Annotated in this window: 18 protein-coding genes; 5 read left to right on the top strand and 13 right to left on the bottom strand. The window is 44.7% G+C overall.

Features of this window, described 5'->3' with window-relative positions; all coding sequences use genetic code 11:
- The 5 genes from traM (at window position 1) to BIZ36_RS16990 (ending at window position 6,023) form a co-directional block, all read left to right on the top strand.
- Window positions 1–1,032 carry a conjugative transposon protein TraM gene (traM, locus tag BIZ36_RS17010; RefSeq protein WP_187459102.1) on the top strand — a complete coding sequence of 344 codons (1,032 nt, stop codon included), beginning with the start codon at window positions 1–3 and terminating at the stop codon, window positions 1,030–1,032.
- Entirely contained in the window at window positions 1,029–2,012 is a 984-nt protein-coding gene (locus tag BIZ36_RS17005; RefSeq protein ID WP_187459101.1) for a DUF4138 domain-containing protein, read from the top strand. The genes traM and BIZ36_RS17005 overlap by 4 nt, the downstream gene beginning before the upstream one ends.
- Window positions 2,013–2,102: 90 nt before the next feature.
- Window positions 2,103–2,654: a conjugal transfer protein TraO gene (locus BIZ36_RS17000; protein ID WP_121848315.1), complete on the top strand. Its 552-nt coding sequence runs from the start codon at window positions 2,103–2,105 to the stop codon at window positions 2,652–2,654.
- Window positions 2,655–2,665: 11 nt separating this feature from the next.
- Window positions 2,666–5,089, top strand: coding sequence for a TraQ conjugal transfer family protein (locus BIZ36_RS16995; RefSeq protein WP_187459100.1), 2,424 nt, complete (start codon window positions 2,666–2,668; stop codon window positions 5,087–5,089).
- Window positions 5,013–6,023: a hypothetical protein gene (locus BIZ36_RS16990; RefSeq protein ID WP_187459099.1), complete on the top strand. Its 1,011-nt coding sequence runs from the start codon at window positions 5,013–5,015 to the stop codon at window positions 6,021–6,023. Before BIZ36_RS16995 ends, BIZ36_RS16990 begins: the two co-directional genes overlap by 77 nt.
- A gap of 44 nt (window positions 6,024–6,067) precedes the next feature.
- Here the strand turns inward: BIZ36_RS16990 and BIZ36_RS16985 are convergent, their stop codons facing one another.
- From BIZ36_RS16985 to BIZ36_RS16925, 13 genes are all read right to left on the bottom strand, one after another.
- Window positions 6,068–6,553, bottom strand: a complete 486-nt coding sequence (locus BIZ36_RS16985) for a hypothetical protein (protein WP_187459098.1) — start codon at window positions 6,551–6,553, stop codon at window positions 6,068–6,070.
- A 321-nt stretch (window positions 6,554–6,874) separates the two neighbouring features.
- Complete coding sequence (locus tag BIZ36_RS16980; protein WP_187459097.1) at window positions 6,875–8,611, bottom strand: efflux RND transporter periplasmic adaptor subunit; 1,737 nt, start codon at window positions 8,609–8,611, stop codon at window positions 6,875–6,877.
- A 6-nt stretch (window positions 8,612–8,617) separates the two neighbouring features.
- Complete coding sequence (locus BIZ36_RS16975; protein WP_094998933.1) at window positions 8,618–9,097, bottom strand: DUF305 domain-containing protein; 480 nt, start codon at window positions 9,095–9,097, stop codon at window positions 8,618–8,620.
- Between the two features lie 19 nt (window positions 9,098–9,116).
- The gene (locus BIZ36_RS16970) at window positions 9,117–9,824 is read right to left on the bottom strand and encodes a PepSY domain-containing protein (protein WP_187459096.1); all 708 of its coding nucleotides are present in this window, start codon (window positions 9,822–9,824) and stop codon (window positions 9,117–9,119) included.
- A gap of 5 nt (window positions 9,825–9,829) precedes the next feature.
- Entirely contained in the window at window positions 9,830–12,343 is a 2,514-nt protein-coding gene (locus tag BIZ36_RS16965) for a heavy metal translocating P-type ATPase (protein WP_187459095.1), read from the bottom strand.
- A gap of 1 nt (window position 12,344) precedes the next feature.
- The gene (locus BIZ36_RS16960; RefSeq protein WP_187459094.1) at window positions 12,345–13,571 is read right to left on the bottom strand and encodes a permease; all 1,227 of its coding nucleotides are present in this window, start codon (window positions 13,569–13,571) and stop codon (window positions 12,345–12,347) included.
- 74 nt (window positions 13,572–13,645) lie between these two features.
- Complete coding sequence (locus tag BIZ36_RS16955) at window positions 13,646–14,101, bottom strand: heme-binding domain-containing protein (protein ID WP_187459093.1); 456 nt, start codon at window positions 14,099–14,101, stop codon at window positions 13,646–13,648.
- Window positions 14,102–14,698, bottom strand: coding sequence for a DUF3347 domain-containing protein (locus tag BIZ36_RS16950; RefSeq protein ID WP_187459092.1), 597 nt, complete (start codon window positions 14,696–14,698; stop codon window positions 14,102–14,104). It lies immediately after the preceding gene.
- A gap of 25 nt (window positions 14,699–14,723) precedes the next feature.
- Complete coding sequence (locus tag BIZ36_RS16945; protein WP_187459091.1) at window positions 14,724–17,171, bottom strand: multicopper oxidase domain-containing protein; 2,448 nt, start codon at window positions 17,169–17,171, stop codon at window positions 14,724–14,726.
- 74 nt (window positions 17,172–17,245) lie between these two features.
- Window positions 17,246–17,809 carry a helix-turn-helix domain-containing protein gene (locus BIZ36_RS16940; protein ID WP_187459090.1) on the bottom strand — a complete coding sequence of 188 codons (564 nt, stop codon included), beginning with the start codon at window positions 17,807–17,809 and terminating at the stop codon, window positions 17,246–17,248.
- A gap of 2 nt (window positions 17,810–17,811) precedes the next feature.
- A complete protein-coding gene (locus BIZ36_RS16935) occupies window positions 17,812–19,110 on the bottom strand; it encodes a TolC family protein (RefSeq protein WP_187459089.1) in 1,299 nt (432 codons plus the stop codon).
- The gene (locus BIZ36_RS16930; RefSeq protein ID WP_187459088.1) at window positions 19,107–22,859 is read right to left on the bottom strand and encodes an efflux RND transporter permease subunit; all 3,753 of its coding nucleotides are present in this window, start codon (window positions 22,857–22,859) and stop codon (window positions 19,107–19,109) included. The genes BIZ36_RS16935 and BIZ36_RS16930 overlap by 4 nt, the downstream gene beginning before the upstream one ends.
- 122 nt (window positions 22,860–22,981) lie before the next feature.
- On the bottom strand, window positions 22,982–23,240 hold a 259-nt coding region (locus BIZ36_RS16925; RefSeq protein ID WP_502709170.1), incomplete at its 5' end, for an HYC_CC_PP family protein.

The following is a 23,240-nucleotide window of genomic DNA, read 5'->3' as shown; positions in this document are numbered from 1 at the left end:
ATGAAATTCAGTGACAACATACAGAGTTTGAAGCGATGGGTCGTAAGGCACAGAAATTTTGCCATGGCCTTACCTTTTATTCTGGTACTGACCAGTTTTTTCGTCATTGAGAACGTCAAGGATTTTCAAATGGGGTTCGGCGACACTACCGATCCGACGAATGGCTTCAATCCGGAACTTCCCGGCAAGGTTCCGACCTTGGAATCCGAAGCTATCGCCGAGCCTTGGAAATTAAAGGACTCAACAGAAAAGGAAGAGGCAGGGAAATCTTCGTCCTTACCGGACATGACCCAGATGGACGATTCGCAAAACGATTCGCTCCAAAGAATTTTGAAGCGATTGGAAGGGCTATCCTTGGATACTAAAGTCCAGGAAACGGTGGAGGCCGACCCACTGGATAGAAAGAAAACCGTGGAGAGGGAAAAGAAGAACAGGATGACCGCGGAGGAGCAGAAACAAAAATTCGTGGAGAACCGCTTGGCCTACCGTGAAATGCTGCTGGAGGGAAAAAGGAAAATAGTCGGGGAATCCTTGACCGGCAACCGCAATCCACAACAGAAACGGATGCCCGAGAATAAAAAACCGACTTCCTTTAGGGCGACCGTATATGGCGACCAGTTCATCCTGCCCAATGAGAACGTAAGGCTACTGCTCATGGAAGATATGGTCCTTAGTGATAAACGATTTCCCAAAAATACCTTCATCTACGCTATGGCTTCCATAGAGGGAAACAGGGTGTATTTGGATATAGACAATATCGAGCACCATCCGGTCGATATCTCCGTCAGGGACTTCAACGATGGCAGGGAAGGAATCTACAACAAAAGGGCCGGGGAACTCTGGAGGGAGTACAAGGCCGAAATGGGAGGCGATGCACTGCGAGGGGCCACCGACGAAATTACCAGCGGCGCACCGGATGTTTTAAAAGGCATCGCCCAAGGGTTGGGTACTTTCCTTCGAAAAAAAAGGTTACGGGAAAAAGAAAAAATCCTATTGATCGATGATTATGAACTCTTATTGGCAACACAATGAAAATAAAAGCTGTACTTACAATAATTGGGCTATTGGGTTCCCTATCGGTTATGGCGAAAATGGACACCATTCCGGTTTCAAGGAACTATAAGACCATTCTGGTACTGCCCGCCCCTTATGATTTTTCCATCAATGGGAAGGAGCTGAATTTTTTGGAGTCCTTCCCGACGAAAAGTGCTTCCGCAACCTCAGAGCGTATCGTTTTGCTTATCTATAACGATGTGGCACCCGACACCTCCGATTTTACGAACTATACCATTTATACCCGTGACGGTCGTGCCTATGATTTTATCCTGGTACTGGTGGACATCCCCGCCAAGAAGAGATGGACCATAACCACCGACATGGTCGATAACCTCGAAGAGCTATCCCATAAGAAAAGTGTTACCGAATTGGATGAATCCGACTTTGCGTCATCTCCTGATATAAAAGACACCATGGCACCCACCGGAACAGTTGGGGAAAAATTGGAGATTAAGCCCGAAAAGGAAATTGATGGGGAACCCTTGCCGCTTACCCAGGAATTGTATGTCTTGGATAGAATGGAATATATACGGCGGAGATGTTATTACAACCAGTTCAACAAGGGCAAGATTATCCGATATTTTTCAAAATACGATGATATATTTCTCTGGCTGGAGAACGTGTATTATGAGAATAACGAAATATACCTACAGTTTCGCTTGGAGAACAAGGAACATATAGACTATGATGTCAATTTTATAAAGTTCAGCATCGCCACCAACTACAAGAATAGTTCGAGCAATGTCAAGACGGAACACAAACCCTTGTTCAGGTACAAAGTTCCCAAAAAAGTCGAGGGGAATTCCGAGAACTATTTCATGGTGGTCTTCGATAAGTTTACCCTTGACCGGAGAAAGTCCCTCGTAGTGGACCTGGATGAGGAAAAGGGCAATCGAAACCTGTCTTTGGAAATAGACCAACTTGTCATCAATAACCCATCAGGATTTAAATTATGAAAGGCCATAATGCGCATTTATAAGATAATGACCAACTCCAACCAATATAATAAAAAGACTGTCATCACTGGTTGGCTAAATTTTAAATAGATGAGAACAAAGTTATTTTTCATTACGGTGTTGTTTTGTTTTGCGGGTTCAGCCGTTTCAGGCCAAATGCGGGGCAACCTTGCTTCTTCGGTCGGCGTGAGCGGTGGCTATGTCGAGGATGGTTATGGTATTATGGGAACGTTTAATTTTCATCCCAATCGGTTCCAATATTTTCAGATAAGTGTTTTGGCCGCAATTGCCGAGGACAAGGGTGCCCAAAATATTCCCTATAATATTTTCACTATTCAGCCGGGGCTGTACTATCGTGTATTCATGGCGCCTCGAAGAAAAAATTTTAGCCTATTCCTCGGTGGCGGTGGGCTGTTCGGATACGAGGTCATCAACAACGGAAGCAATGAACTGCCCACCGGTGCGCTTATCAATGGCAAAAGCCAATTTATTTACGGCCTTTATCTCGGTGCGGAAATGGAAATAGGCCTGAGCAATGATTTTTCGCTATTGGTCAAGGCCAACGAATACTACCATGTCAATTCGGACGTGGGAAATTTTTATCCGTATGTCGGCGTCGGCCTACGGTATTTTTTGTTTTAAAAAGCGACGTTATGAAATTCAATACCCCGCAACGCATGGTCGCCATAGGTACGCTATGCATGATATTTATTATTGCCTGTAGCAAGGACTTTGAAGGAATAGTCCAAGATTCCTTCGATTTTACCTTTGATGGTAACAACGAGGAAAACGGTTTTGTATTTGAAGCTGCAAGAACGGATTTTAACTTGGAACCTGAGCGGATGGTCTCCACCGTTTCCTATTTCATGAAATATAATATCCTTGACGGAAAAGGCTATTATTTAGGTACGGAAAACGATACCATCCGCGAAAATGACACCATTTTGGTCAAGGACTTTGACCTATCCTACCGGTATATGCCCATCGATACGGGTATGCACAAAGTCAAGGTATTGGCCTGGGATTCAAACCGATTGCAAAAGGAGTTGGAGTTGGCCTACAATGTCAAGTACGCCAGTTTCAGCTTTCTCTTGGGAAAGGGTACCGGGGATTTCATTATCAATAGTCGGAATCCCGTAAATGTAACCTTGCTACGGGACAAGAACACGGTAGCTCCGGATGGGGATTCGACCGAGGAATTTGAGATTACCTACCAACTGGAAGATGGTTCTGGCAAGCTTCATTTGGACGATGTTACCTACGATGCTGGAACCCCCTTCAAGTTGCCCAAGGGCGTTACCGAATTTGGCTACTTACCAGAAACCTTGGGCGAGCACAAATTGACCATGGTTGCCAAGGCTCCCGATGGGGCATCCCTGACGAATGAGCTGCTGCTGACGGTCGGAAATGTCAATTTCACGTTCAGGGCGACCGCGGCATCCTCACAGGTGGAGCTGGACACCAACCTGGCAATCAATATCGATTTGCAGACACAGGACGAGGAAAGCGAAGTTACCTATGATATTAGCCATTCCTTTTCTTCCGATAGCCAAGGCGCAGGAACCGTACGGGACCAGAATGGCGGGGTCATGGACCCCGGGACTTTTCGCAGCATTGACCCCGGCAATTATAATTATACTTTTGAGGACGATGAATTGGGGCAGCGCAAAATCTATTTTGATATACGAGACAGCAATGGCCAGAGGAAAAGGGACAGTGTCGAGATCGAGATTGCCAACATTCCCTTCACGTTTAGCGGAAATTCGGAAAGCAACCAGGTATTCGTAAACCAACGGACACAGCTTAATTTCAATATCAAATCGAACGGCAACACATCCAATATCGATTATTTCCTGACCTATGACTTGGAAGAAGGAAACGGAAGGGTTACTGGGGTCAATGGAAATACGATCCGGAACAATACTGACTATCCGGTCGACTTGGGTAATTTCCCATTGTTCTATACGCCGGAAACCTTGGGCCCGCATCGCATCAATTTTCTCGTTACGGACAATTACGGGCAAGCGGTCGGACCTGTGGAGATCGATCTGGATGCCAATCCCCTTGAACTGGAATTCAATGCCTCGGCCAATAGCAACGAGGTATTGGTAGGCCAGCGTGGTACGATTTCATTGAGCCTTATCGAACAAGGGGATTACGATGGGGTTTCCTATGAACTGAATTACTTTATTTCAGGTGGTGACGCACAATTGTACAATGGAAATTCGCCAATAATCCCTAGCCAATATTTTTCGGTAAGTCCGGGAAGCTTTGCGTATGATTTCGTTGGGGACCAGGCGGGAACCTACGAAATAACCTTTTTGCTTCGTGACAGCAACGGTCAGATTCTTGAAGATAAGGTTACCGTTGTCGTTGGCAACAACGACTTTACGGTCAATATGACCCCGTCCAAGGCTACTGAGTTTTCCAACATTCCGGTGGGTATAATCGTGGATATCGACGAAGTTCCCGACGGAGCGAACGACAGTTACACGGCTTTCTTTTCCTCTAGTCAAAACGGGTCGATGTCCATTAATGGTATAACTTACGGTCCGGGGGAACAATTTCCTTTGGGTGCCGGGGTCAACAATATTTCCTATACCGGATCGGAACCCGGACAGCATAATATCGTTCTCAGTGTCGAATCGGGATCGGACGTTACCCGAACGGCCAACACTACCATCACTTTTGACCAGGTCGATTTTACCTTTACCGGGGGCACCCAAAAATCGGACATAACCGTAGGGGAAACCACTGGCCTCAATTTTAATATTTCGGAAAGTGTCGGGTCTTCGGATTACACGATGCGTTTCAGTATGAACGGCAATGCGCTCATTAGGGACTACAATGGTATAGAGGTAAGCCCCGGGAACAGTTATGATGTTAATACGGGCAACTTTAACTGGACGCTCGAAGGTACCAATGAAAGTACCGTTCGAATGGCTTTCACGGTCCGAAACGATACCGGATTGGAGAAAACCGTGGATATAACGGTAAACGTTGCGGCGAAAGGATTACACCTTTACCGCATCGGGCACATTGCAGCAGGCCTATATCGGGGAACAGGTGGATGTTAACTTCAATATTTCCGAAATCGGAATCGGTGGGGACACCTACGTGATGTATTTTTCGGCAAATGGTAACAATGGTTCTTTTGAATATGCGGGCACAAGCTATTCCGCTGGGGAAAGTTTTGATGTACCCGTGGGGGCATTTTCGGGAAAGTATGTCGGAACGACCGAAGGCAACCATAACATCACTTTTACGGTGCGCTCCTCATCAGATGTGGAGAAAACGGCCGATGTCAATATCAACTATGAAAGGTACGAGGAACCGTTCGAGTTAACCGTTAGTCAGGCTCCCGGAGAACGTTTGGAAGAAGAACCCTTTAACATCACGGTCATTACCAATGCCGTTGGCACCCATGATCCGGCGGTGACCTATCAAATGACATTTTCTTTCAATGGAAACCGTGTCGGTTATTTCTTTTATGGCGGAAATAGATATGATGAGGGGGAAACAATTCCATTGAATTACGGTAGTACCAACCTTACTTTCTATCCAGAGACCCCAAATACGTTTACAATTGATTTTGAGGTGGAGAACTCAACAGGACACTCCAAAAGCGGAAGCACATTTGTTGACACTTTAGGAAGGCCCGTGGCATTGGTCAAAGGGGAAAAGCACAATGTCAGTTGCGGAGGATTGAACGGTTGTGATTATCAAGTCAGGATCTATACCTGTTTTGATATCGGGTGCTCGGAGGCCTATGGCGGTGCTACGCTGGACCAGGTGGAAATTAGGATATTCAACCGGAGTACCAACCGATGGGATACCCGATTGTTCAATTACAACGAAGCCACGGGCAGTGGAGTGGATAGGTATTTCATGTTGGAAGAGGAACCCCGAGAAAGCCGTTTGAAATATCTTGATCAGGACTTTGAGGTCAGGGTCAGGGATACCAATGGCCAATGGAGTGATAAAGTGACGGGGAGAGTGGTCAGAGTTTGAGGCTCAAGAGCACTTTTAATGCAGTAAGCTAAACATAACTAAAACTAGCTTCTCTTGAAAGTATAGGTAATCACTACATCCTGATCATCCAGAAAATCCTCTTGGTCGACTACCAATCGGTTTTGGCTAAACTCTACGATAATCCAATCGTTACGATTATCAAATCGTATAATCCGGTTGTCAATTAGTTCGTAACTATCGTCCTCGACATTTTGAAATGCGGGTACTTCCCCACAGGACAGTCCGTTCTCATTAATAGAAAAAGCACCTCTTTCTTCAGCTCCCCGAGAGCTGAAGAAAGTGAGATTATCCTTTAAGCATTGGCGTATTTCGTTGGTGTTGAACAGGTCTACATTGACCGTACCGTCGCCGTTGATGTCCACGGCCGTATTGGAATCAATCGCCTCATATTCCCATTGACCCAACAAGGCTTGGTCTCTATCCGATTCCACGACACTGTCATCGTCGCTATTGCACGAAAAAAATAGTAGCATCGAGAATACAAGAAAGATGAAAATATTTGGTTTCATTGGAATTGACCTAGGTTTATTACAAATATATCAATAAGGATTACACATTTTAAACAAGAATTTTCAAAATTAATTGTGCGTGGGCAAGATAAATGCATGGAGCGCTTTTTTGCGCCTCCATGCTTTTATGCGCAGTGCCGAAGATGTTGAAAAACCGTAGCCGGAAAGACGACCGAATGCGGGCCAGCACAGCGTGCCCGCTCGGGAGGATTGAAGGCTTAGGATTTGCAACTTCCGCAGGCACAGGGGCAGGCATTCTGAAAATGGCCTGTCACATTAAAAAAAATAATTTTATAGTTATTTAGATGCTTTTTGAGGGATTTACTGTACCGTATCAATCACACTTCCGCAAGTAAGCATTGCATCCCCGTAATAAGGATTTCGTATTTCGGTATCTGCACTTATCCAAAATGCACCCTTGTTATTATTTGCCATTGGGCATTTTTGGATATAGACTTTTGGGTCTATATTATCAATATTCATTACAATGGGAACCATATTCTGATTCAATAACACAAAGTGGCTACGTTGGTTTTCAATGTCATCGTTCTCGGAAATGGCCCCCAACATCTTTTTGATTTTAGCAACGTGCGATTTTTCCATAGTCCCCAATTCCGATTCCCGAATAAGTTGGATTTCTTCCAGTGTTTCTTTTGCGAAAGCGGAAGTGTTTTTTGCGTCGCTGTCAACAAAAGCGTCCTTCATTTTCAAATACGGTTTTAAGCTTTTTTGAAAAATACTTTGAGTGTTTTTGGAAAATTCCATTTTCATATCTGACATAGGTTTCTCGTCATCGGCTGTATCTTGGTTCATCATCGATTTCTTGCCCTGTAACTGTGCGGCAGCATCTACCGTGAACGTGCCATTGGTTACTATTTCGTCACCATCCTGCAATCCGGAAACGACCGTAAATGTCTCGCCGGTTCGATTGCCGAGCGTAACTTCCCTCATTTCAAAAACGGGTTCGCTAGGAATTGTTTTTACGTAAACCAATGAGCGTTCGCCCGTCCACATCACCGCACTTGCCGGAATGCTCAATTGTGATGTTGTTCCGTTGGTCTTAGCTTCAATTTTTCCTGTAACAAACATTCCAGGCTTTAGCAACCCTTCATTGTTTTTTAGGTTTGCACGAACGATAACAGTACGGGTCTGGGTATTTAGAATGGGGTCAATAAACGAAATGGTCGCATCAAATTCCTTATTGGGGTAAGCATTGGTAACGACCTTGATTTTTTGTCCTTTCTTGAATTCGGATATCTGATTTTCATAGGCATCGAATTCGGCCCATACCGAATTTAGATTACTGACTTTTACAATAGGCTGCCCTTGTTTTACATAGTCGCCTTCGGCGGCCATCTTTTCGGAAACCGTACCTGATACCGTCGCATAAATCGGAAAGTTCTCTTTGACCTTGCTGGATTCCTCAATACTATTGATTTGGGCTTCTGAGAGTTTCCAAAGTTTGAGTTTGTTACGAACCGCATTATATAGGGATGGCTGTGATTCTTTAAGCGAAGCTGCAGTAATCAATTCCTGCTGTGCCGCTATCAGATTGGGTGCGTAGATGGTGGCAAGCAATTGTCCTCTTCTGACTTCCTGACCCTCATAATTTACGTTTAACCGTTCGATTCTGCCATCAAAATAACTGGCCTGGACCGCATTTTCTTCCTCGTTCATCTTGATTTTTCCCGAAAGGGAAATCATATTTTCGTCATCTGTGGACTGATTGCCCACGATGGATGTCTGGATGCCCGCCAATGCCATCGCATTTTTGGTCATTTTGATCTCGTTCATTGCCAGGCCATCGGCACTTGATTCCGCTGGAATCAAATCCATTCCGCAAATTGGGCAATCGCCCGGTTCGGGCTGCATAATCTGTGGGTGCATCGAGCATGTCCACATCTGGACTTCCCCATCTGCTGAATGGTCGTGACTGTCGGACATATCGGAAGCATCCTTATTGGATTTTGAATCTTCCGACGACCCGCCGAAAATGAGCCATCCACCGAGCAGACCGACCAGGATTGCAATAGCGATGTAAATGATATTCTTATTCATAACTAATTATTTTTCGTTCTGTAATCGCTCAATCATTTTTTTCATTTCGGTAATTTCCTTACGCTGTGCCTTAATAATTTCTTCTGCCAGTTTTTTAACCTCTGGGTCTTGAATATCGGCGCGTTCACTGGTCAATATAGCGATGGAATGGTGTGGTATCATCGCTTTCATCCATAACACATCACCTACTGTTGATTTTTGGTCGCGTACAAGAAATAATGCCCCCAGAAACAAGACCAAACTACCTAAAAGTATGGCAATATTCTTTTTCCTATCGGTGTACATCTTACGCATAAAGAACCACATTATCACTGCCATTGCAGCAATACCCAGACAGACCATATAGAAGCGTGTTAAGCTGAACCATACGTGGTCCCATTCATAGGTGTTGAGATACATCGTGATATACATAGCCACGAATGAGCAAGCCAGCATAATAAAAAAGGTTCTGTATTTTCCTTTGTTTGAGTGATTTGAATGTTCCATTATTTTTGAATTTTTGGTGTTATTTGTTTCTCTTTTTTATTTTTCTGATTGTGGGTGAACTGATGTACCATAACAAAAATCCGCTCAATACGGTTATCAATCCCAGTATGGAAAAGGCACGTAGTACGATTGTGTTAAAATCATCTCGACCTTCATAATCCATCGTATGGGTCATCCATAGAAAGTCGAACCAACGCCAATCCCGATGACGTAGCGTTTGGAACGCACCATCTTTTTCCGAAACATAGGCCTTTATATTTTCGGGTGTTTCATAACTTATAACATACGCTGGAAGCGGTCTACCGCGATATTCGCTATGGTTATCCACTTGCTCGATGAGCTCGATTCCTTTCACTTCAAGTTCAGGCAACATATTCCGTTCAGCGATTTTAAGCGCTTCGGTTTCTGAAATTGCCTTTTCTTCGGCACCTGTTCGGGCATCAAAAAGTTGTTTACCATTTATCCAGTAGAAAGGTTCACCATCGATTTCCCGAAGTTTTACGGATACAATGGCTTCTTCAAGATTCACCTCGGAAGGACTTATCAAATCCTTAAAGGCGGATGCCACAATCGGGTCCTGTCGAAACTGGTCGCCGTGTATTTCGTCAATATCGGTCCAACTGAAATACATACCGCTTATCGTCCACATCAAAAACTGGATGCCCAAGAAGATGCCCAGATAGCGGTGTGTTTTTCTAATTTTTATCGCTGTTTTTCTTTTTACCATATAATTTAGTCGATGTTTGAACCTTTGAGCCTTAGCGAATTGGCAATGACCGAAACCGAACTGAAACTCATCGCCAAGGCCGCTATCATCGGTGATAGCAAAATCCCGAAGAATGGGTACAGTAACCCCGCAGCAATGGGTATTCCCAAGGTGTTGTAAATCATCGCAAAAAACAGGTTCTGCTTGATGTTTCGCATCACTATATCGCTTAGATTTCTTGCCTTGACGATACCGTGCAGGTCGCCCTTGACCAAGGTTATCGCCGCACTTTCTATGGCCACATCGGTGCCAGTTCCCATAGCGATACCCACATCGCTTTTGGCCAAGGCAGGGGCATCGTTAATTCCATCACCAGCCATTGCGACCACTTTTCCGTTTTTCTGAAGTTTTTCCACTTCTTGCAGTTTATTTTCAGGTAGCATTCCTGCTTGAAAGTCGGCAAGATTGAGTTCGCTCGCCACAGCCTGTGCCGTATCGTGGTTGTCGCCCGTAAGCATTATCACGTTAATTCCCTTTTCCTGTAATTCCTTGATGGCCTTGGCACTGGTTACCTTGATTTTATCGCCAATGACCACATAGCCCACGGTTTTACCGTCTATAGCGAGATAGGAAACCGTTTTTCCCTGTTTTTGATAGGTTTGTGCTTCATTTTCCATCGCATCGGAAAGGTTTGCATTCGCTTGTTCCATCATTTTAGCATTGCCAAGAGCCACATCTTTACCGTTGACCTTCCCATCAACACCTTTTCCGGTAACGGCATTGAACCCTTCAGCTTTTAGGAATTCCGCGTTTTGTTCTTTTCCATATTTTACGGTGGCTTCCGCCAAAGGATGTTCACTTTGACTGTTTAGCGAAACAATATATTGAAGTACTTCGCTTTCGCGAAAGCGTTTATCGTCAAAAGAACCTACTTTCTCGACCGTGGGTTTTCCCTCGGTAATCGTTCCCGTTTTGTCCACGATGAGGGTATCTACCTTATCCATTTTTTCCAAGGCTTCAGCATTTTTAATGAGTACCCCATTTTGAGCACCCTTACCGACACCGACCATCACGGACATTGGCGTTGCCAAGCCTAAAGCGCAGGGACAGGCAATAATCAATACGGCAATGGCATTGACCAGTGCATAGACATAGGAGGGTTGAGGGCCCCATATCGCCCATACCCCAAAAGTTATGACTGCAATGATGACAACTATCGGCACAAAGTAGCCAGAAACCGTATCTGCCAATTTCTGGATAGGGGCGCGACTGCGACTGGCATCGTTGACCATCTGGATAATCTGGGACAGCAAGGTGTCAGAACCAACCTTTTCCGCTTTCATCAGAAAAGACTGATTGCCGTTTATTGTTCCACTGCTTACTTTGTCATCGACGGATTTGTTCACAGGAATAGGTTCGCCCGTTATCATCGATTCATCTATGGATGTTTCGCCCTCGGTGATAACACCGTCAACGGCAATTTTGTCACCCGGTTTGACACGAAGGATATCACCTAATTCGATGTCATCGATAGCAACTTCCTGTTCCTCACCATCCACCAATTTAATTGCCTTGTTGGGTGCCAGTTTCAATAGTTCCTTGACTGCGGAATTGGTCTTACTATGAGCACGAGCTTCCAGCACCTGACCGAGCAAGACCAAGGTCAAAATGACCGTAGCTGCTTCAAAATAAACGTGAACGGTGCCCGCTTCGGTCTTGAACTGGTCCGGAAAAAAGTCTGGTACGAGCATCCCAAATACGCTGAACAACCAAGCTACACCTGCACCTATACCGATAAGCGTGAACATGTTCAAGTTCCATGTTTTGATACTTCGATAGGCACGTTCAAAGAACATCCAAGTGGCATAAAATACTACTGGAATAGAAAGTCCGAACTGAATCCAGTTCCAATACTTCAATTCCAAAAAGTCGTACAATGGATTGTTGCTCAGCATTTCCGACATTGCTATCAGGAAGATTGGCAATGTAAAGACGACAGCTATCCAAAACTTTTTGAGCAGTTTTTTATAGGTCTTTTCCTCAGCAGAAAGGTCGGGTTCCATCGGTACCAAGTCCATTCCACAAATAGGACAGCTTCCCGGTTCGTCCTTTACGATTTCGGGATGCATTGGGCAGGTCCATTTTTCACCGCCGGAACTGGTGGAAAGGCTTTGTTCCTCGACCAAGTCCATCCCGCAAACTGGACAATCGCCCGGCTGGTCGTAGGTTTTATCGCCCTCGCAATGCATTGGGCAGTAAAACGTTCCCGTTCCCTTGCCCTTGGGCTTTTGCTTTTTCGTAGAAGCGGTATCATCTTCGTGATGATGCTCGCCCGGTTTGTGAATACTGTACGAACCATCTTCTTTCAGTGCTTTCTGAAACGTTTCGATGGGAATATGGGATTCCATTTCAATGGTCGCTTCGGCTTTTTCCAAATCGACAGATGCATTAGCCACACCCTTCACTCTGGAAAGGGTGTTCTCGACGTGGGTTCTGCAGCCGTTACAGGTCATTCCGTGTATGTGATAGGTGTGTTTCATTTTAATTGATTAAAAATTTGACTATTAAACCACCAGCAAGCCATACATAGCAAATGAAGGCCGCATATTTCAAAACAGTTTCCAACAAAGGGCTTTTGGGTGCCATTTCACTCATTGAATGTTCTACATCCTTTTTCTTGTAAAAGCCGAGATATATCAAATAAGCCGATATAGCGAGAAATGCGATGTTCAAAAAGAAGGTATAGTCAATCTTAAAGTGTTCCTTGTCCTGAATCTTGACCTGTGATGGGTCGGGCAGCATTCCCAATAAATCGAAACCATAGTGCAGGGCCAATGAAGTGCCAATTAATGCCGTAAACAACAGAAACAGAATGAAAAATGACATCCTCCACCCATAATATTTTGCATTGATACGCAGAACGGGAAAGACCACCAAATCACTAAAGATGAATGCCATAACCCCTGCAAAGCTGACCCCTTTACCAAAAAGCAAGGCAGCCAGAGGGATATTGCCCATAGAGCCGATGAATGTGAGAAAAGCCGCTACGGGACCGACCACGATATGTTCGAGAATTTCGAGAAAGGTGAAATCCGTTTTGCCCTGGCCGCTGTTAATAAAAAGCGTCTGAAAAAAGGAATCGGGTATGAAAGCCGCTACGATTCCAGCGATGGTAAAACCAACGGTGACATCCTTCCAGACCATTTGCCATTCCATCTTATATTTTTTGGCGACCCTGGCCCAGCTGTCCTCGTTTTGAATCTGTTTCTTCCAATCTTTGGAATCATCCATCTCATCATCATCCTGCCCTTCCAGATTCTTTCTCGCTTTTTCAATAAGTTTTTTGGGATTGATGACCCGAATAAGAATCCAGCAAATTAATATCAGTAACAGACCGCCCACATATTCCCCGACCACGAATTGCCAGCCCAAAAAGATGGAAATGATAATCCCCAATTCGATGACCAAGTTTGTCGATGCCAATAGGAAGGCAATCGAGGAAACAAAACTTGCCCCTTTCTTAAAGATGGATTTTGCACTTGCCAAAGCCGCAAAACTGCACGAACTACTTATGAAGCCGAAAAACGTTCCCAGCGCCACACTTTTTCCTTCATTTTCGCCCATCGTTTTTTGCATCCGCTTTTCGGTCACAAAAATCTGTATCATACTGCTGATGATATAACCCAAGATAAACGCCCAAAGTGCCATCCAGAAAAATCCCGTTGTGGTATAGGCCGCTTCGCCCCATTGTTTTAAAAAATCTTTCATACGCTTTACTTTTTGTGCCTGTCACGGGAAGGGTCACTAACCAACCATCAAACTTCCCTTCCCGCAGCAGGACTTTATTCCAAGCTATCTTTTAATTTTTCCATATAGTCAATTACTGCTGTTTTGTTCGCCTCAGAAAGAAAAGCATCTCTGTGAATCAGTGTATAGCTATCCAAAGGCATTTCCCCATCCTCAATCTGATTTATGATAGACCGCAACTTGCTGGTTTTTCTTCGGTCGGAAAGGTTGCCCCATTCGTTGAAATTCAATTCGGACTTTCCTTCTTTGATATGATGTTCCAAGTACCAAGCAGACGGTTGTATCTTGCTGTACCAAGGATACTCGGTATTATTACTATGGCAATCATAGCAGGAAACCTGCAACGATTGTTCTACCGTTACAGGTACATTGTTCACGAGCATAAAATCAGTTTCTGGTACCGTTTCACTCCGGTTATAGTCCACAGGGAAAAATTGTATGACAACCAAAGCAACCAATGCTACCCACGCTATGATTTTTACTATTTTCACTTAGTTTATTTCACGTTGTACCTTACCACAGGTAAGCATTTTATCACCGAAATAAGGATTTCTGATTTCTTCGTTCATACTAAGCCAAGCACCGCCTTTATTGTTATCGTACATTGGGCAGTACTGCTCATAAATGGTCATTGAAGTTCCCGTAATGGCCACCATATCGGTCATATCCTTGCTGAGCGTTTTGAAATGCTCTCGTTGGTGCTTGATATCGCTCTCGCCAATATGTTCGGCGTGTTCGGTGGCATCCTCAATGATGTCGTTCAATTCGTTTTGCTCGTCATCAGAATAACTTGATGCATCAAAGGATTTGAGCGATTGTGCCAACGTATTTCCCAGTTCCTTTGCTTGGGAATTGTCATCATTGACCAAGGCATCCTTCAAGTTGAAATAGGCCGTCAATATCGTTTCGGCCTTGGCATCTTGACTATTGCCCATAGTCATATCTGTTTTATCATCCATAGTTTCCTGATGCATTTCAGTGCTCACCGGTGTTGTAGCTTCTTTTTTGTTCCCATCTTTACAGGAAACTGTTGCAATCATTACAGCGGCAAGTGCCATTGTACTCATTGTTCTTTTTACTGACTTCATTTTGTTTGTTTTAAATTGTTACTTGTTAAAATCGGGCTAAAAGGCCGCCACCCCAGCCATATCGGTTGTTGTAATTTGCTTGTATTGAAAAATTTCGGGATAGGATATAGGAAGCTCCCACCAGCCACTGCGTTTCGCCTTGATAAGATGAATCCCCAATATCGTTCACCCAACCAAAGTCGGCCCGGTATTCGTATTCCCCTTCCAGAAAAATTCTCGGAAAAATCAAGAATTCCCGGTCCAGACGAATTCTTGGCCTTAATTGGTGGTCCATACTCACATCTACATTGAAGCGGTATGGGGTAAAGTATTTAACCCCTACCAAACCTACTGTATTGAAGGTGTCATAAGAATCGGGTGTGGAAGTTTCGGTATTTACCCCTACATATAGGCGCACCCAATCATTAAGGTATCTGTTATAGTTTACTTCGGCTTCAAGGTTTTTGTCATAGTCAAATTCGGCCCGTAGTCCGAACTCGTTGCGGATATTGCTTGACATTAGAAAGAGTTCATTGAAGTTTGAGCCCAAGCGCGCCATCCCCCACGAATAATAATGGTCTGTTTCGTCAATCAATTTTTGAACAGGAAAATCCTGCATCCTTTCATCCCTTGAGGTATCATAACTGAAAATGCGTGCCATACCGCCCATCATATGGTACAGGATATGGCAGTGAAAGAACCAATCGCCATACTCCTCGTTGTAAAACTCGATGACCACTTTCTGCATCGGTGGCACATTGACGGTATGCTTTAATGGGGAACGTTCGCCATTTTCGTTGATTACCCTAAAATAATGCCCGTGTAGGTGCATCGGGTGGTGCATCATTGTAAGGTTGTTGAGCGTAATGCGGGTTACTTCACCTCCTTTGATTTTAATTTTATCCGTTTCTGAAAGCGGCACACCGTTCATACTCCATACATACCGTTGCATATTCCCGGTCAGGTTCAATAGAATATCGTTCACGGGCAAATCAGCATTGTAGGTCGTATTTTCGGTTGCCTTTAAGAAATCATAGTTGAAGTAGGTTTTTCGGGTATCATAATCAAAAGATGAAGTGTCTTTCTTCATCATAGACATATTGTGACCCATATGACCCTTTATTTTATTGGATGCGTTCTTTTGGTTCATAGGCATTGAATCCTTTCCTGCCCGTTCGGCAGGCGGGTTCATTCCCTCCATACCGTCCATCTTTTTGTCCATCTCCATTTGCATATGATTTTCATTCATATCCATAGGTTTTTGGTCATCCATTTTCATTTTATCCATTTGGCCATTATTCATTGACATCGTATCGTGCATTCCCATAATCATCTTGCCGTCTTTCATATCCATCTTCATTCCGTACTTTTGCATCAGATATTCCGGCGTGTTCTTCTTTTTGTTACCGGCCATTGCAGGTGCGCCCATTTTCATATCCATTTTGGCCATCTGTTTCATCATTGCCACCTTATCGGGCCTGTCGATTCTTTTTGCCGGATACAGGGTTCCTTGGCCCAAGCGCAACGAAGTACTTCCAGAGCCATCCTGTGCCGTGGCCGTAACCTCCAAAGTACCCTCGGGAACGGTAACGATAACATCATAGGTCTCTGCAATGCCAAAAAGAAAACGACTTTTGAATACAGGTTCCACATCAATACCGTCGCCGGAGACCACCATAGGATTTCCGCCTCCGAAATCCATCCAATAATAGGTAGAGGCGGATGCGTTGATAAAACGAAGCCGCACTTTTTCGCCCGCCTCGAATTCTGGATATTCCGCCAAAGTTTTCCCATTGGTCAGAAATGCCGGATAATAGATATCGGCTATATCAGCACCTTCCATACGGTCTCTCCAAAACTTGAGTTGAGCACCAAAAGCTCCCTCTTTGATGACCCTCCCCAAAGGAACCGCCGTACCTTTTTTGACTTGATACCACTCATTCCCGCGCTTAAGGTTTCGCAGTACGTTCATTGGTTTTTCGTTGGTCCAGTCAGAGAGTACCACGACCAAATCCTTATCATATTCCAATGTTTTTTCCTTGGGCTGAATCATAATGGAGCCATAAACACCCTTTTGTTCTTGGAGCATCGTATGGGAATGGTACCAGTAGGTACCCGACTGGTTGATCGGGATTCTGTATTGGAAAGTGGTTCCCGGTTCTATTGGGGGTGTGGTCAGATATGGCACGCCATCATAAAAGTTAGGCAGTATCAATCCGTGCCAATGCACAGAGGTTTCCACATCCATTTTATTGGTCACGTTTATGATGGCGAGGTCGCCTTCGGTAAATTCCAATGTAGGGCCGGGAATACTGCCGTTGATGGTCATCCCGTTTGCCGTTACTCCTCCAAGTGTTATTTTATTATTTTCCAAAACAAGGCTATATTCCTTAACGGGTCTCCCCTCTTCCTTTCTATCCTGCCCGTTGGTTCCCACTTGGGCGAATACCGTAGAAGAAAACAGGAGCAATGTGATAATACTTAGTAATTTCATAGTTTTCTCATTGTTATTGTTCAACAAAAATATTACTGGCATTCAGTATGTTGTATCATAATTCTGGTTCATATCTATACAATTTTGTCCAAAGGATTTCTAAAATTTGTCCGGCCATCCTTGTAGTCGCTCAGGCTCATTCCAGTCTCGCTTTTAAATTGTTTGCTTAAATGATTGACGTTGCTGTAATCGAGCATCTGGCTTATTTCCGTAAAATTGTATTCCGGTGTCTGGATAAGTTCCTTGACCTTTTCTATCTTCAGTTTGATAAAATATTTTTCAATAGTGATGCCCTCTGTAATGGAAAACACCTTGCTGATTTTCGAATAGTCGCTTTGTAATTTATCCGCAAGAAAATCTGATAGCTTACCGTAAATCTCAAGTGGCATCATATTCAGTAACTTTATCAATTCAATTTTTACTTTCTCCGTCAATTTATCCTCGGTCGAAGTGATGAGTGCAAAACCGTTTTCTTTCAATAAAGTTTCGAGTTTATCTACATCATGGTCTTCAACATCCAAACGCAAACGGCCTAACTCTACCTGGAGCAAGTCAATGTTATGTGCATTCAATTCATCCTTCAACACCTTGATGCATCGGTCACAAACCATATTTTTTATATAGAAATCCTTGACCATAATCAATTGATTAAATAGTTGATAATTGCCGATTGCACGTAATACAATTGCACTGATTCGATTTGGTTCACTTGAAATTTTAACTGCAGTTCCTGAATGTCCAGCACATCGTTAAAATCGATGGTGCTTGTTTCATAGTTCTTTATCAGGATTTCCTCGGCATCCTTTGCCTGCTTAAGATTTTTTTGCTGCGTACTGAACTTTATTCGTGCTTGATTGTGTTGCGATGTTGCCTTCGCGAAAGCGGTTTCCAACGTGTTCAATCGGTCGTTTTTCTGGGATTCGATTTCCAGTTGTTTCAGTTCGTTCTGTTTGGAAATCGAGGAATAACGGTTGTTGAAAATGGGGATGGAGAGCGATACCATTGGCATCACGATATCCTTACCATTATCACTGAAGGTCATATCTGGCCGCTCGGAAACAGGTACATAGTCTAATCCAAAACCGATGTTCGGTGCACTTTCCTTTTGGTTGAGCAATTCCGATTGCTCGATGGATTCGTAAAGCCTGTCGTATTTGAGCAGTTCGGGATTGAGTGCCAAGCCTTCTTCGCTATAAATCGGGTCTTCCGTCGGAATGGTCATTTCTGGGACGACTTCCACGGCAATACTTTCTTTACGATTCAAGAGATTGTTGAAGCTCGCCTGTTCTGCCAAATAGTCTTCCTGCAAAACTTCTTTTTGCTGTTGCAGTTCGTTCTGTCGAATCTGTAATCGCAACACATCCACCGCAGAGGCTTTCCCAACTTCAACCGAGGTCAGTGCCAGCCTTTCGTAAGTTTGTAGCAACTTGATGTTCTCATCGAGCACATCCTGCTTTGCCCTGATGGAATACAGTTGGTAATAGGATTGGGCGACCGAGAGTGCCAGTTTGCGTTTGGCGATGGCAATTTCGACAAACTCGGTTTCCGCCATCGAACCCGCGTAGTTTTCCCGAGCGGTTATAGTGCCGAACCACGGCAACATCTGCGAAATAGAGAACCTTGCCCGTTGCGCACCCGTTCTTGTTTCGGGTTCGCTCACAAAATAGCCCGCACTTACTGTAGTATTGGGTAGTGTATTGACCTCATTGATCTTTTCCTCGGCAATATTGTACCGCAGCTCGTAGGCTTGAATCTCAGGATTGTTTCTTTCGGCTTCTTGAATGTAGGATTGTAATTGTTGCGCCTGCCCGCCGATTGAAATCAGTCCAATGCTCAATATTAGCAATGCGTTCAGGAGGGCTTTCGCACTTCGTGTTCGCTCAGCATAAACTTCAGCGGAAACAAGCAACAATCCAATTATGATTTTTATATTTTTCATTTGCTCGTGCGTTTAAGTTTATATTCTTCCCGCCAGCTATAAAGGACTGGCAACAGGAAATACGAGGTTACATCAATGAGCATCCCGCCCACAATGGGGATGGCCATTGGAATCATAATATCACTTCCCTTTCCTGTGGATGTCAGCACTGGCAATAATGCCAAAACTGTGGTTACGGTTGTCATCAAACAGGGACGGATACGCTTTCCTGCCGCTTCACGAGTGGCTTGACGAATACCCGGTTTGTCATTCGGCCTTTCCTTATCAAAGGACTGGTCGAGATAGGTCGCCATCACCACACCGTCATCCGTAGCGATGCCAAAAAGCGCGATGAACCCTACCCAGACCGCGACGCTCAGGTTAATGGTCTTGATGTTGAACAGTTCGCGAAGGTTCTCGCCGAACAAACTGAAATTGAGAAACCAATCCTGTCCGTATAGCCAAATCATCACAAAGCCACCTGCGAAGGCTATGGCGATACCCGTAAACACCATCAATGAGGTGGATACGGACTTAAACTGAAAGTACAGAATGAGGAATATGATTATCAGGCACAAGGGTACCACGACGGACAAGGTTTTCTCGGCACGTAACTGGTTTTCGTAAGTTCCGGTAAACTTGTAACTGATGCCCTTGGGAACGGTCAGTTCACCGTTGTCTATTTTGTCCTGAATCATTGCCTGGGCGTTTTCCACCACATCGACTTCGGCAAAGCCGTCGCGTTTATCGAACAGGACATAACCTACCAAAAACGTATCCTCGCTTTTGATAACCTGTGGGCCTTGCTCATATCGAATATCAACCAATTCGCCTAATGGAACAGGACTGCCTTTTTCTACGGGAACATAGATGTTCTTTAAGTCGGTCGGGTTATCACGTAGCTCACGGGGATAGCGTACCCGAACCGCATACCGCTCTCGGCCTTCCACCGTCTGGGTCAGGGGCATTCCGCCAACGGCCACTTGCAGGATTTCCTGCACGTCCATAATCGAAACACCGTAACGTGCCAGTTGTTCCCTTTTAATATCGACCAATAGATAGGGCTTGCCCACGATACGGTCTGCAAATACGGCCTGTTCCTTGACCCCTTCGGCCTGTTTCAAAATTTCTTCGAGCTTAAGTCCGAACACCTCGATCTCACGTAAGTCCTGCCCCTTGACCTTGATGCCCATCGGCGCACGCATTCCCGTCTGTAGCATCACCAAACGGGTTTCAATGGGCTGTAGTTTGGGTGCGGATGTGACACCCGGGAACTTTGTGACACGAACGATTTCGTTCCAGATATCATCCGGGCTTTGGATTTCAGGTCGCCAGTTACGGTAGTACTCGCCATCGTCATCAGGAATCAATTCGTTTCTTGTAATGGTAGTTTGCAATTGGGATGCTTCATAATTGGCATCGTTTTCAACTTCATTGTTCCGATTGATATGGAACCTTTCATTCTTCAAAACAAAGAGTCCGTCATCATTTACCCGATAGCGTTGCCGTTCCCCTGAAGCGTTGCGCATATACTCGGACTTGTACTGAATCACGTTTTCGTACATCGAGAGCGGTGCAGGATCGAGTGCGGATTCTGTTCTTCCTGCCTTTCCGACCACAGTCTCAATTTCAGGGATGGTGGCCACGGCCATATCCAGTTGCTGCAAGACCCGTTTGTTTTCTTCAACCCCAGCGTGTGGAAGCGACGTAGGCATCAGCAGGAACGAGCCCTCGTTGAGCGCTGGCATAAATTCCTTGCCCGTGTTGCGCATAATGAAGAAACCGAGAACAAGCAGCGTAGTAGGAATCACAAGAAACAACAACCTGTTTTGCAATGCCCATTTCAAGATACTATCGTAGTATTTCCTAAGCAGCGAAAAGATGCCCAGAACACCAAAACAGCTTACCGCCACAAAAATTAGGTTCATTGTCAGGCTACGGTCAAACCCGAGGGGTCGCCAGTATTCCGCCAATAGAAGCACTACGGCAATGGTGGCGATAGCCGTATTTATAAGATTTTTTTGCTTCCGCGAAAGCGTAACACGCATTGATAGAAAGGCTACTGCACCAAAAGCGACAAGTACCAATCCTATCCAATATCCGAAGACTACGGAAGTGAATCCCAATAGAATCAAAATTCCATTGATAACATATTTGAGTCGCTCCCGCATTTCGGTTTTTCTAAAAAAGGTTGCTGCAAAAGGTGGAATAAGAAACAGCGCAATGACAAGTGCTGCAGCTAGTGCCATTGTTTTGGTAAAGGCTAATGGTCGGAATAATTTTCCCTCGGCACCTACCATCGTAAACACGGGAAGAAAACTTATAATCGTCGTCATTACCGCCGTAACGATTGCACCCGAAACTTCGGCGGTGGCATTATAGACGATTTCATTCGTCGTAAAGGGTTGACCGTTCTCGTTTACCCGCAAGCCTTCATCTTCCAGATGGCGGATCATATTTTCGGCAAGGATAACACCCACATCGACCATTGTACCGATGGCAATCGCAATACCCGAAAGCGCCACGATGTTCGCATCCACATCAAAGAGCTTCATCGTTATAAATACCATCAGAACCGCCACAGGTAGCAGTCCAGAAATCAGAATTGATGCTCTTAGATTGAACACCATTATGATGATGACTAGAATCGTAATCAGGATTTCCAAGGTCAGGGCTTCGTTGAGCGTACCCAAGGTTTCCTGAATGAGTTCGGTACGGTCGTAAAAGGGAACGATGGTTACTTGTGAGGTTTTACCGTCTGCCAGTTCTTTTGAAGGAAGTCCCGCACTTAATTCGTTGATTTGGTCTTTGACGTTGTTGATGACTTCCAAAGGGTTGGCACCGTAGCGAGCGACAACCACACCGCCTACAACTTCGGCACCTTCTTTGTCCAATATCCCACGTCTGGTAGCCGGACCTAAATGGACATTGCCCACATCCTTAATTCTGATGGAGGTGAAATTTTCGGAATCGACTACGGCATTTTCGATATCGGAAATGGATTTTACATAACCCAGACCGCGAACCAGGTATTCGGCCTTGTTCATTTCCAAGGTCTGCGCACCAATATCCTGATTGCTTTCCTTGACTGCCTTCACGATATCGGCCAGACCGATATTGTACTGCCGCATCTTTTCGGGGTCAACATCTACCTGATATTCCTGAACATAACCGCCTATGGATGCCACTTCCGATACGCCGCTTGCAGAAGAGAGTGCATATTTTACGTAATAGTCCTGTATGCTTCGAAGTTCCTGCAAATCCCATCCGCCCGTTACATTTCCATCTTTATCACGACCTTCGAGGGTGTACCAGAAAATCTGACCCAATCCCGTAGCATCCGGACCCAAGGCGGGATTCACACCATCGGGCAATAGACCACTTGGAAGAGAATTTAGCTTTTCAAGGATGCGGCTACGCGACCAGTAGAATTCGATATCCTCTTCAAAAATGATATAGATACTCGAAAACCCGAACATCGAGGAACTACGAATGGTCTTAACACCCGGGATACCCAATAAGGAAGTAGTAAGCGGGTAGGTAATTTGGTCCTCGATATCCTGTGGCGAACGGCCTTGCCATTTGGTAAAAACTATCTGTTGGTTCTCGCCGATATCGGGTATGGCATCCACGGCCACCGGGTCGGTGGGCAAAATACCTGTATCCCAATTAAAGGGTGCGTTTACGACACCCCACCCAACAAATAGGGCGAGCATCAGTACCGCAACGAGCTTATTTTCTATAAGGAATTTTATGCCTTTGTTCAGCATATATATGATAATTAGACAGTTATACAAAGAGGTTGTCTTGCCGTCCTCTAAAAAAGAATACAACAAAACGAGCCCTCAATCCCGCACGTACGGAACAGGGCTTATAGCTTACTGTCTAAAAATCAAATTAAATACGTCTCGTATAGGGTCTGTACGTCCCGTTCAATAAAGGGGGGCGAGTAATCTTTGAAGGGAACGATGTTTTCATCAAGTCCTTCAAAGAGATTGATATAGGTGTAGAAAAATGTGGCAACAAAAGTTTGTTGCTCGAATGTCAGTTGATTGAATGAAGTTTTTAGGTCGTCTTGTCCTTCCTTGACAATCTTTTGGTCGGTACAACAAGATTTTTCGGTCATCGAAGGATTTTCACAGCTTTTGGCC

The organism is Cytophaga sp. FL35 (genome assembly GCF_014349235.1).
Lineage (GTDB): Bacteria > Bacteroidota > Bacteroidia > Flavobacteriales > Flavobacteriaceae > Euzebyella.
The sequence above is the reverse complement of the archived record's forward strand: the minus strand, read 5'-3'. Positions and strand labels throughout refer to the sequence as shown.

Bases quoted from the DNA above. Each gene is read 5' to 3' on its own strand.
- traM (WP_187459102.1), top strand. From the start codon at position 1: ATGAAATTCAGTGACAACATACAGAGTTTGAAGCGATGGGTCGTAAGG.
- BIZ36_RS17005 (WP_187459101.1), top strand. From the start codon at position 1,029: ATGAAAATAAAAGCTGTACTTACAATAATTGGGCTATTGGGTTCCCTA.
- BIZ36_RS17000 (WP_121848315.1), top strand. From the start codon at position 2,103: ATGAGAACAAAGTTATTTTTCATTACGGTGTTGTTTTGTTTTGCGGGT.
- BIZ36_RS16995 (WP_187459100.1), top strand. From the start codon at position 2,666: ATGAAATTCAATACCCCGCAACGCATGGTCGCCATAGGTACGCTATGC.
- BIZ36_RS16985 (WP_187459098.1), bottom strand. From the start codon at position 6,553: ATGAAACCAAATATTTTCATCTTTCTTGTATTCTCGATGCTACTATTT.
- BIZ36_RS16980 (WP_187459097.1), bottom strand. From the start codon at position 8,611: ATGAATAAGAATATCATTTACATCGCTATTGCAATCCTGGTCGGTCTG.
- BIZ36_RS16975 (WP_094998933.1), bottom strand. From the start codon at position 9,097: ATGGAACATTCAAATCACTCAAACAAAGGAAAATACAGAACCTTTTTT.
- BIZ36_RS16970 (WP_187459096.1), bottom strand. From the start codon at position 9,824: ATGGTAAAAAGAAAAACAGCGATAAAAATTAGAAAAACACACCGCTAT.
- BIZ36_RS16965 (WP_187459095.1), bottom strand. From the start codon at position 12,343: ATGAAACACACCTATCACATACACGGAATGACCTGTAACGGCTGCAGA.
- BIZ36_RS16960 (WP_187459094.1), bottom strand. From the start codon at position 13,571: ATGAAAGATTTTTTAAAACAATGGGGCGAAGCGGCCTATACCACAACG.
- BIZ36_RS16950 (WP_187459092.1), bottom strand. From the start codon at position 14,698: ATGAAGTCAGTAAAAAGAACAATGAGTACAATGGCACTTGCCGCTGTA.
- BIZ36_RS16945 (WP_187459091.1), bottom strand. From the start codon at position 17,171: ATGAAATTACTAAGTATTATCACATTGCTCCTGTTTTCTTCTACGGTA.
- BIZ36_RS16940 (WP_187459090.1), bottom strand. From the start codon at position 17,809: ATGGTCAAGGATTTCTATATAAAAAATATGGTTTGTGACCGATGCATC.
- BIZ36_RS16935 (WP_187459089.1), bottom strand. From the start codon at position 19,110: ATGAAAAATATAAAAATCATAATTGGATTGTTGCTTGTTTCCGCTGAA.
- BIZ36_RS16930 (WP_187459088.1), bottom strand. From the start codon at position 22,859: ATGCTGAACAAAGGCATAAAATTCCTTATAGAAAATAAGCTCGTTGCG.